The organism is Anaerosporobacter sp. (genome assembly GCF_031551385.1).
Lineage (GTDB): Bacteria > Bacillota > Clostridia > Lachnospirales > Lachnospiraceae > Anaerosporobacter.
The window spans coordinates 1-4,144 of the sequence record NZ_JAVBNS010000147.1 but is presented as its reverse complement, the minus strand read 5'-3'; the positions used below and the strand labels follow the sequence as shown (position 1 = coordinate 4,144).

Below are 4,144 nucleotides of genomic sequence, written 5' to 3'. Positions count from 1 at the left end.
CATATTAAAATTTTTGTGAATTTTTCTGACGATACGTTGTTCTTGTTTTGTATAGTCTGCACATATAGACTGCGCTACAAATTACTATTTCGTCAACAATTCATAGGACATACCCTTTTCTTTTAGCCAAGCTTTTCTTTGTTTATACGCAGGACAAAATTCGGAAACAATCTGCCAAAATTGTGCTGAATGATTCATCTCTATCCTATGTGCAAGTTCATGAACTACAACGTAATCAAGTATATTGCTAGGCATCATTATCAGATGCCAATTAAAGTTGAGATTCCCTAAGCTACTACAACTTCCCCATCTACTCTTTTGACTTCGAATAGAGATTTTTCCGTATGATACTCCCATCGCTTTTGCATATTGTTCTGCACGCATTGTGATAACATGCTTCGCATTCTTCTTATACCATGTTTCCAAACATTCTATAATAAAATCCGAATCTACCACTGGCGTTTCGATAAGAACAATGTCCTCTTGTACAGCGATATCGGCAACATTTTTTGAAGAATTATGTTGTATGTGTAAACGAAATGCCTTGTCTAGAAAAGGAATGCTTGCCCCTTCTTTTACTTCAATTCCATTTCGCGTTCTAACAACTTGCTTTTTATAGGAATGATAGATCCAATCCCGTTTTGTTTCTAATAAACGTATTACATCTGCTTTTGTTGCTTGCCATGGAATTTTAATTGTAACATTTCCACCAATAGATATTGCAATAGCTAGAGATTTTCGTTTGGAGCGAATAACCTCATATGGTATCTCCAAATCATCATAATAGATATAATGTTCGTCTATTGTTTTCGTTTTCCACTGTAACTCTTTCTCCACTGCGGCACTCCCCTTTATCTGTACGTTTGCGCTCCAAGCATTTAATAAAAAACACTAACAGAAAAGCAAGTATTTCTTTTCTATTAGTGTTTATGTATTAACTATTTAATCACACCAAAGTATACTAATACTAGAGCACCTAGTATAATTCTGTACCAACCGAATACTTTGAAATCATGTTTCTTAATGTAGCCCATTAGGAATTTAATTACAACAACAGATACGATAAAGGCTACAATCATTCCTGTTAGCAAAATACCAACTTCTGTTCCAGTAGCTGGTAGGCCATATTTCACCAACTTTAATAAACTAGCACCAAACATTACTGGTACAGCTAAAAAGAATGTAAATTCTGCGGCTACACTTCTTGAAACACCAATTAAAAGTGCACCAACAATCGTAGCACCTGAACGGCTCGTTCCAGGGAATACAGCAGCGATTAATTGGAATACACCAATAATAATAGCCGTGTTAAATGTAATTTCTGATATTGAATTAATATGTGGCTTTCTTCCATGGGTATGGTTTTCAATAATAATAAATGCGATACCAAACACAATTAATGCAATTGCAATTACTTGATAGTTATAAAATAATTCTTCAATCTGTTCGTCCCATATGATTCCTATTACAGCAGCTGGAACACAAGCAACAGCAATCTTAAACCACATCATTAATGTTTCTTGCTTACTAAAATATTTCTCTTTCTTTGATAATGGCCTGAGTTGATTCGAGAATAAAACAACAACAGCAAAAATAGCCCCTAGTTGAATTACAACTTCAAACATACTAAAGAAATCGGCTCTTACTTTTAAATTGACAAACTCATTTAATAAAATCAAATGTCCTGTACTGCTAATAGGAAGCCATTCTGTAATTCCTTCTACAATACCAAAAAGTATCGCTTTTAAAAATTCTAACATACCTAAAAATTCTCCTCTCACTCCTGCTGACGGATGTGTCACTGTTCACTCCATGATCAGTAACACTAATATTTATGTCATTATATACCAATGTTAATCTTGACTTTACTATTATACTTTATGAATGTTTGTAACGCAATCATTATTACTATTCTATGCCCCACATCGTCCAAATAGACGGATAACTATAGAATTCGCTTAAACTTCTTTTCAATCTCATACTTGCTCATAGAGATAATCGTTGGTCTTCCATGTGGGCAATGATATGGGTTCTCAAGATGTAGTAATTGATCAATCAATGCATTCGCCTCTGCAACTGATAGACGATTGTTACCCTTTACTGCCGCTTTACATGACATAGATGCTGCTTTCTCAAGTATGGATTCTACTAGATTTGTAGGGCTTTCATCTACTAATGAGTCAATCAACTCAATCAGATAATCTTTCTCTGCAATTCCCAAAAGATTATTTGGAATCGCACGAACAGAGTATTCTTTTCCGCCGAAATGCTCAATCTCAAAACCAATCTCTTGTAGTAATGCCATCTGTTTTTTCAAAGCTTCCTCTTCGCGCATGGATAACGTCAATATAATTGGTGGTTGTAGCATCTGCGAAGCGGTATCTTTATTCTTATATGAGGCAATCAACTTCTCATATAAGACCTTCTCATGCGCTGCATGTTGATCAATCATAAACATCTTATCCTCATATTCAACAATCCAATACGTATTGAATAACTGTCCAATGATTCGGTGTTTACTACGAGCTTCCTCCGAAATCATCTTATCTTCAAACAGGGTGATTTGCTGGGGGATATTGTTTGCCTGTATTTCTATAGTTGAAATTTTATTATTGTCTTTATAATCACAATTTGTCTCATTAATTTGATTCGCTTTTTCTGTATCATCTTTGCTATGATTGATTTTTTCACTATCATTTTTATGAATATTGCCCCGATCTGTATCTGCAAGTACCTTCTTATCGACATGATAAGAAGATGTCTCATGGACAGTAGCTTTCAAGTTCTTCTCAATCGCTTCATGTGGATGTTTCATAATTGCATCAAGCTTACCAATCTCCGTCGCACCAACTATTGCCGTTTTACTAGGATCCACTCTTGTAGAATGCTGTTTTGTTGCAAATGCTGGTTTGTCTATTGGTGTGTTATTTTGCACGGGTGTTCTATCTACGATTGTAGAATTAACTATTTTTACATCCCTATCTGGTTGATTTCCTCTATTTGCTCCTTGCAGACGTTTTTTTTCAAAAGGTTCTGGAACGTTTTCAATTCGTTTCGCCTTTTCCTTCTCTTCTACTAACGCAACTTCTGGTATTAATTCTTTGCCAGCAAGAATATCCTTAATAGAATGAAATACCATTCCATAGATTTCATCATTATTGCGGAAACGAATCTCCATCTTTGTCGGATGAACATTTACATCGATAAACTCTCCTGGAATCGTTAGATGAATCGCAGTAAAGGGATAGCGATGAGACATCGTATAGGATTTATATGCCTCCTCAATTGCTTTATTAATAATTGCACTTTTTACGTAACGGCCATTGATATAATAATTCTCATAATTTCTATTTCCGCGAGAGATAATTGGTTTTCCGATATAACCATAGATTTCTACATTCTCACTCGATTCTTTTACTTCTACAACATTTGAAGCAATTTCGCGACCATAAATATTATAGACGATATCTTTTAGATTGCCATTACCAGAAGTGTGAAGTTTCACTTGATTGTTGCTCATAAACTTGAAGGAAACATTCGGATGGGATATCGCAATTCTTTCAATAATATCGCCAATATAAGACGCTTCTGTAGAGGCACTTTTTAAGAACTTTCGCCTTGCAGGTGTATTATAGAACAGATTTCGAATTAGAAATGTAGTCCCTTCTGGACAGCCGATTTCCTCCATCGTCTTTTCTACGCCACCTTCAATTACATAACGAATGCCAGTTAATTCACCATACGTTTTTGTTACAAGTTCAACTTGCGCTACTGCCGCAATACTTGATAGTGCCTCTCCTCTAAAACCAAGGCTTGCTACATGTAGCAAATCAAGCGCAGAACGAATCTTACTTGTAGAATGTCTGAGGAATGCAACTTTAATATCATCCCTTGCAATTCCAGCACCATTATCCGTAATACGTATAAAGCTAATTCCACCATCTTTGATTTCCACGGTGATTGCATTTGCTTTGGCATCGATGGCATTCTCTATTAATTCCTTTACAACAGCTGCAGGCCGTTCAATAACTTCTCCTGCAGCGATTTGATTAATGGTATTTTGGTCTAATAACTCAATTTTAGCCATTGGTATTCACCGTTCTTCCTATCCTTTAATCTGTTTTTGTAGCTGATATAACATATT

General features: G+C 35.5%; 3 protein-coding genes. All 3 read right to left on the bottom strand.

Annotation, left to right across the window (positions count from 1 at the left end; translation table 11 throughout):
• Window positions 1–84: 84 nt before the first annotated feature.
• Window positions 85–837: a M48 family metallopeptidase gene (locus RMR19_RS12275; RefSeq protein ID WP_310603779.1), complete on the bottom strand. Its 753-nt coding sequence runs from the start codon at window positions 835–837 to the stop codon at window positions 85–87.
• 101 nt (window positions 838–938) lie between these two features.
• The gene (locus tag RMR19_RS12270; protein ID WP_310603778.1) at window positions 939–1,760 is read right to left on the bottom strand and encodes an undecaprenyl-diphosphate phosphatase; all 822 of its coding nucleotides are present in this window, start codon (window positions 1,758–1,760) and stop codon (window positions 939–941) included.
• Between the two features lie 185 nt (window positions 1,761–1,945).
• Complete coding sequence (gene mutL / locus RMR19_RS12265; protein ID WP_310603777.1) at window positions 1,946–4,087, bottom strand: DNA mismatch repair endonuclease MutL; 2,142 nt, start codon at window positions 4,085–4,087, stop codon at window positions 1,946–1,948.
• Window positions 4,088–4,144 lie beyond the last annotated feature (57 nt).